This window comes from Kitasatospora sp. NPDC057518 (genome assembly GCF_042802075.1).
Taxonomy (GTDB): domain Bacteria; phylum Actinomycetota; class Actinomycetes; order Streptomycetales; family Streptomycetaceae; genus Kitasatospora.
In genome coordinates, this window is the sequence record NZ_JBHVEU010000519.1 from 1 (window position 1) to 5,926 (window position 5,926).

Genomic DNA, 5,926 nt, shown 5'->3' on the forward strand with positions numbered 1-5,926 from the left:
CAGCGGGTGGCGCGTCCCGGCCGCGGACCGGGTCACACGAGCACCGGCGGGTTGTCGTCGGTGCCTCCGCGGCCCGCCGCGCCGGAGTGGCCGGGGCCGTCGTCGCGGTCGGCGGCCAGGTTGGTGCGCAGGGTCATCCAGAGCCGGAACAGGATGTCCGTCGACGTCCCGGCGCTGGAGGACTGCATGGCCCGGGTGAACTCGCTCTGGTACGTGCGCGAGTTGACCGGGAACGGGGTGCGGGCGTTGTTCGTCCGGTCCCAGGCCGCCGCCCACAGCGCGCGGCGGGCCTCCCGGACCCCGCAGACCTCCATGTAGGCGAGGAAGACGGGTTTGCGCAGCGGGGCCTCGCCCTTGAGGACCAGGGCCAGCGTGCTGGAGGGCAGGCGCCCGCCCCGGTCGCGGGCCCGGCGGTCCAGTTCCCGCAGGGAGGGCCAGTCGGCCTTGCGGCGCATCTCGTGCATCGCCCGGCGCAAGTCGGCGAAGGAGTCGACCTGTTGGGGGTCGACCCGCCTCGGTGCGCGCAGCCGCCGGCTCCCCGAGGGGCGGGGCACGTGGGCCCAGTAGTTGGCGTGGACCCACTTGCGCCGGGCCGTCTTGAGGTCGCCGCCGCATTCGCCGGTGACGGCCTCGACGACCTTCCAGCTCGGCAGGGAGCGTCCGCTGGCGGCCCGTTGCAGGGTGGTGGCGTGGTAGTTGGTCCGAACGGCGAGCTGACTGTACGTCAACCCGGCCTGCTCGCGCTGCTCCCGCAGCCAGGCGGCCAGTCGGCTCAGCGCCGGCTCGGTCGTCTCGATCGGGTTCTCTCGGCGTCCCATCGCAGGCAGGCGCTCTCCCCTAGGCCCGTCCCCTTTGCAGCCTGGAGGCCAACAGCCAGCCCCCGGTGGTCAGTTCGAGCGCCACTCCGGCGGACATGCCGGTCGCCACCAGGGCGGCGGTGAGCGCGACCGTCAGGACGACCACGACGATCACCACGGCCACCTGGCCGGCGGTCACGGCCGTCACGGACGACTGTCCGGCCACGAACGGCCAGGGCAGGGCCGGGCGGCGCGCGGGCCTCGGGACACCGTCCGCGCAGGGGATGGGGACGCGCTTGTTCCGCTTCCTCGTCATCGAGGGAACCCTCCTATATCACTGTCCACTCCAACGGGTGGGCACTTGTGCGGTTGGCGTCGCACGGGGTGCCCGTTGGATGACACTCTGTCAGGCATATGGGTGAATCCCAATCGGTTCGGCGAACATCGCGCGGATTGATGCGCGACAGTCCCGGCCCCTACCTGAAATCTTGCGAACGTCGTACCAGAAAGCCGCAGTTCAACGAATCGAAACCGGATTTTGATGCGCCTTTGTGCAGCGCGCCCTTGTAAGCCGTCCTGGCCGGGTGTGACGATTGACAGCGGCGTCACCCGGACCTGCGGGTCCGGAACCCGGGGGGCGCTGTTCACTCCAACATCTCGGGAACATCGGCAGCGGGCCGTGTTGGCGCATGGGCCCGCCCGAACAGCAGAGACCGCCCGGCCCCGGTGGCCCGAGGCGGTCTCTCTGCACTCCGGCGGTGGCGGGCACTCCACTTGTGACGGGCCCCGCCACCGCCCCTCCCCGCATCCCCCGCATTCCCCGCCGCCACCCGGGTCGGAGGGAAGCCCCTAGCGAACCCAGCTCTCGCAGCCGAGCAGGCGGGCCTCCCTCCGCAGGACGGCGAGCGCGGCCCGGAGCCCGTCCGCGGCCTCCTGGAACGCCCGGGTCGTCTCCGGGCCCAGCTCCGGCGAGGGCGCGGTGTCCGCACCGTTCGGGTAGTCGTCGCCGACCACCGAGGCGAACCGCGTCCAGGCGCTTCTGTAGAGGTTCACGCACCGGTCGAGCTCGTCGGCGCAGTCGAGCCACACCGTCCTTGCCAGCGTTCCCTTGGTGCGCCCCAGGAGGTGGTTCAGCTCGGTGTAGGCGGCGATCGACTCCCCGGTCAGAGCCTGCCGCTGGGCACCCGCGTGGCGGTGGGCCAGCACGTCGATGAACACCTTGTATGGATCCGTGTGTCCGTCCACGACGCCCTGCTCCCTCACTGCCCTCCGCCCGGCCGGCTGGTCGGCGCGGTGCGACCGTAACACCACCGCGGGCGCCGCCCTCCGACCGGCCTCGGACTGCCTCCGATCCGCGTGGCGGCCCTCCCGTTGCGGAGGCCTGTCCTCCTGAAATCATGGGCGTGGTACGGGAGTTCACCGTTTCGCCGTTCATCGGTTGTCTACCGGGGCGCCCGTCGAGGGTGTCCGCGGCCGTGGTGACCAGGGCGTCGACCGGGCGTTGACCGCTTGTCTGCGGGAGTCCACGAGCGTGTTCCTGGTCCGGTCACGGACTCGGCGGCCGCCAGGTGGGGCCGCCGGCAGACGACCCAGGAGGACTCGCATGTCCCGCATTCCCCATCCCACCCGTGCCGCCGCCGTCGCGGCCCTGGTGACGGCCGTCGCCCTGCCCCTCGCGGGCACGGCCACCGCCTCGGCGGCGGTGCCCGCAGGCGTCCGGAGCGCCCAGGGCGCGCCGAACTCGACGCTGGCGGCGGACGCGCCCACGACCTGGGCCGAGAAGAACGGCGGCTACGTCCAGATCAACTGGACCCCGCCGAACAACGTCGGCAAGTACGACTGGATCGGCCTCTACAAGCGGGACCCGAACGCCATCGGCATCGACAACTACGAGACCTGGCAGTGGGCCTACAACCACGGCACCTCGTACCTGACCAGCGTCCCGGCGGTCAGCGGCGACTACTGGACGGCCTACATCTCCTACGACTACGCCTCCAGCCAGTACCGCATCATCGAGTCCCACCGCTCCCACATCGACTGAGCCGGTGGCCCTGTCGACGAAGGCGGCGGCGCTGGCCCTCGCCCTGCTGGGCGCGCTGCCCGCCCAGGGCGCCGCGGCGGCCCAGTCCGCGCCGGGCACCTGGGCCGCCGCCGTCCACGTGAAGGAGACCCAGGTCGTCACGATCGGCTGGAACTACAACGGCAACCCGGTCGGGAAGTACGACTGGGTCGGGCTGTACAACTGCGACCCGGACAAGTGCGGCGTGAACTCCTACGTCTCGGGCGCCTGGCAGTGGGCCTCGTACGGCACCTCGTACACCTTCACCCGGGAGCTCACCGACTCGCTGGTCGGCGCGTACTGGACCGGCTACGTCTCCTACGACTACGCCTCCGGCCAGTACCGGCTGATGTCCTCGCAGATGAACATCCTCGCCTGAGCGGTGGCCCGGCGCCCGCTCGCTCCCCTCTCACCTCAACACGTTCGATCCGCACGAAGGAGATGACCATGAAGGTCTCCAGGAAGACCCTCGCCAGGGCCGGAGCCGCGCTCCTGCTCGCCGGGGTGACCCTGGCACCGGCCGCGGCCCAGAGCCCGGCCGTGGCCTCGGCCACCGGAACCGTCGCCTTGACGCCCCCGGCCGCCCCGGGCGGCGCCGCCCACGCGCTGGCGCAGCAACTCGGGCTCCCCGAGCAGCAGGTGGCGCAGCGCCTCGCCGCGGAGGGCGGGCTGTCGAAGACCGCCCGGGCGTTCCGCGACAGCCAGGGCGACAAGGCCGCGGGCGTGTGGCTCGACGTGATGAACGGCGAGGTCCACGCCAACGTGCTGGACGACGAGGGGGAGCGCGCGGCCCGGGCCGCCGGCGTCATCCCGCAGCGCGCCGCCTACACCACCGCCGAACTCCGGGAGGTGCACGAGCGGCTCAACGCGGCCGCGGAGAAGAAGCTGACGCCGGGCGACAGCTCCTGGTCCCTGGACAACCGGACCGACCGTGTCGTGCTGGACGTGCCGGCCGGCACGGACGCCGAGGCGATGCTGCGGACGGCCGGCATCACCGACGCCGACCGTGCGAAGGTCAGCGTCACCACCCACCAGGGGACCGCCTACGCTCGGACCGGCCTGGTCGGGGGCGACGGCCTGCGGGACGAGAACAACACCGGCACCTGCTCGGCCGGAATCATGATCAAGCAGGCCGGTGTGACCTACCTGGTGACCGCCGGCCACTGCTGGCCGGAGCAGTCGAACCCGGCGATCCGGCGCGACGACAGCTCGCAGGACAGCGCGCGCAACACCCGGATCGGTCGCATCACCGACCGGCAGTTCCCCGCCTCGGACTACGCGCTGATCGCGATGGACAACCCGAAGGGCTGGACCCCCGGCGGGCGCGCAGTCAAGACTTCCGACGGCTACAACCTCTACGACGGCTACATCCGCAACGCGGACAACGAGATACCCGACGGCGGGCAGATCTGCGCCTCGGGCGTGACAAGCGGCTGGCGGTGCGGCACGTTCCTGGACGGCATCTCCACCTACACCACGGTGAGGAGGCTGCCGGACGGGCGGGAGGAGACGTACACCTCGTACAACCAGGTCAAGGTCCTCGGCATGCAGTCCGAAGGCGGTGACAGCGGAGGGGCCGCCCTCTACGGCAGCAAGGCTGTCGGCACGGTGACCGGTGGTTCAACCGGCAACTCGATGAGGCCCTACACCTACATCCAGCCGCTCTCCAGGATCGCGCAGGACCTCGGGGGCATCTCCACGGTCGACTGGAACCAGTGACCGCCCCACGGCACAGGTGAGGAACGCGAGCACCCTCGGTGCGGGAAGCCGGCCTGGCCGGCTTCCCGCACACGCCTGTCGGGAACCGGGCCTGTCCCGTCCGAACAGCGGTCGGCGGCAAGGGCGCACGCCGGGGGCGCGCGCCACTACCCCGTGCGAGCGAAAGACCGCATTCCGGTACTGAACGCCGAAGTACGGGGATACGGTGGCCTCCCGATACGCGTGTTGAGCACGTGGCGTGCGAGCTGGGGGTAGTGATGGCACGGCGGAAGATCAAGCGGGGACCGACGGCGAGCTCCGCGATCTTGTTCGGTGAAGAGGTCCGCCACGCGCGGGAGTCGGCGGGTTACACGCAGGAGCGGTTGGGCAAGGAACTCCACCTCGACCGGACGGTGATCTCGCGGACCGAGAGCGGACGGCGGAAGCCTCCGGCCGACGAACTCGAGGAAACCGAACGGCTGCTGAACACCGGCGGCCTGTTGAAGCGGCTGTGCAACGGGGTCGACTGGAGCGCACAGATCGACCATCCGGACTGGTTCCAGACCCATGCCGACTCGGAGGCCGAGGCGGTCGGGGCCTACGTGTTCCAGACCGACTACATGCACGGGCTGCTTCAGTGCCGGGACTACGCGCGAGCGATGTTCGAGGCAGGCGGAACGGGTGAGCACCCTGAAGTGATCGAGGGGCGGGTCGCGGCGAGGCTCGCACGGCAGAAGCGCTTCCTCGCCGAGGGCGGGCCGCAGTTGGTGGTCCTCCTGGATGAGAGCGCGATTCGATCGGTGGTCGGCGGACCGAGGGTGATGATGCGGCAGATGCAGCACCTGCTGGACATCGCCCGGCGCGAGAACATCGTCCTTCAGATCGTGCCGTTCACGGCTCGGACGACGATCATCAACTCCTCAATGGTCATTCTGGAGATGCCGGATGGCCAGCACTCGGTGTACTCCGAGAACCTTGACAAGGGCAATCCCTGTGATGATCCGATCATCGTTTCCGGGCATCGGCACCGCTATGATCGCCTGCGCGGCGACGCGCACACGGCGGGCGAGTCGCTCACGCTGATCGCCGAGGCGATGGAAGGGTTCAGGGATGATGCGGAACGAGCTCGACGCGGCCAGCTGGCGCAAGAGCAGCCACAGCGGCACGAACGGCGGCGACTGCATCGAGGTGGCCCCCGGATTTCCCGGTCTCGTTCCCGTGCGTGACTCCAAGGACCCCCACGGCCCGGCCCTCCTCTTCCCGGCCGCCGCCTGGGGCTCCTTCATCACCGCGATCCGTGGGGACGAGTTCCCGGTCGGCAACTGACTGGCCGTCAATTGCGCTGCAGGGGGCGGGGCGCCCGATGGCGCCC

Annotated in this window: 8 protein-coding genes; 5 read left to right on the forward strand and 3 right to left on the reverse strand. The window is 70.6% G+C overall.

Going from position 1 to position 5,926, the window contains the following annotated elements:
* Positions 1-32: 32 nt before the first annotated feature.
* The 3 genes from ACFU7Z_RS34835 to ACFU7Z_RS34845 all read right to left on the reverse strand — a co-directional run bounded on the left by ACFU7Z_RS34835 (position 33) and on the right by ACFU7Z_RS34845 (position 2,042).
* Positions 33-818 (reverse strand): helix-turn-helix transcriptional regulator, encoded by a 786-nt coding sequence (locus ACFU7Z_RS34835; RefSeq protein WP_049657953.1) that lies wholly within the window; start codon positions 816-818, stop codon positions 33-35.
* 19 nt (positions 819-837) lie between these two features.
* Positions 838-1,113, reverse strand: a complete 276-nt coding sequence (locus tag ACFU7Z_RS34840; protein ID WP_375874348.1) for a hypothetical protein — start codon at positions 1,111-1,113, stop codon at positions 838-840.
* Between the two features lie 533 nt (positions 1,114-1,646).
* On the reverse strand, positions 1,647-2,042 hold the full coding sequence (locus ACFU7Z_RS34845; RefSeq protein WP_380782007.1) for a hypothetical protein: 396 nt from the start codon (positions 2,040-2,042) through the stop codon (positions 1,647-1,649).
* Positions 2,043-2,400: 358 nt separating this feature from the next.
* Between ACFU7Z_RS34845 and ACFU7Z_RS34850 the strand changes: the two genes are divergently transcribed.
* The 5 genes from ACFU7Z_RS34850 to ACFU7Z_RS34870 all read left to right on the forward strand — a co-directional run bounded on the left by ACFU7Z_RS34850 (position 2,401) and on the right by ACFU7Z_RS34870 (position 5,880).
* On the forward strand, positions 2,401-2,838 hold the full coding sequence (locus ACFU7Z_RS34850) for a hypothetical protein (RefSeq protein ID WP_380782009.1): 438 nt from the start codon (positions 2,401-2,403) through the stop codon (positions 2,836-2,838).
* Between the two features lie 4 nt (positions 2,839-2,842).
* Complete coding sequence (locus ACFU7Z_RS34855; protein WP_049657962.1) at positions 2,843-3,235, forward strand: hypothetical protein; 393 nt, start codon at positions 2,843-2,845, stop codon at positions 3,233-3,235.
* A 68-nt stretch (positions 3,236-3,303) separates the two neighbouring features.
* On the forward strand, positions 3,304-4,575 hold the full coding sequence (locus ACFU7Z_RS34860) for a S1 family peptidase (RefSeq protein WP_380782011.1): 1,272 nt from the start codon (positions 3,304-3,306) through the stop codon (positions 4,573-4,575).
* Between the two features lie 257 nt (positions 4,576-4,832).
* Positions 4,833-5,780: a Scr1 family TA system antitoxin-like transcriptional regulator gene (locus ACFU7Z_RS34865; protein ID WP_380782013.1), complete on the forward strand. Its 948-nt coding sequence runs from the start codon at positions 4,833-4,835 to the stop codon at positions 5,778-5,780.
* Complete coding sequence (locus ACFU7Z_RS34870) at positions 5,743-5,880, forward strand: DUF397 domain-containing protein (protein ID WP_241852732.1); 138 nt, start codon at positions 5,743-5,745, stop codon at positions 5,878-5,880. Before ACFU7Z_RS34865 ends, ACFU7Z_RS34870 begins: the two co-directional genes overlap by 38 nt.
* The last annotated feature ends 46 nt before the right edge of the window (positions 5,881-5,926 follow it).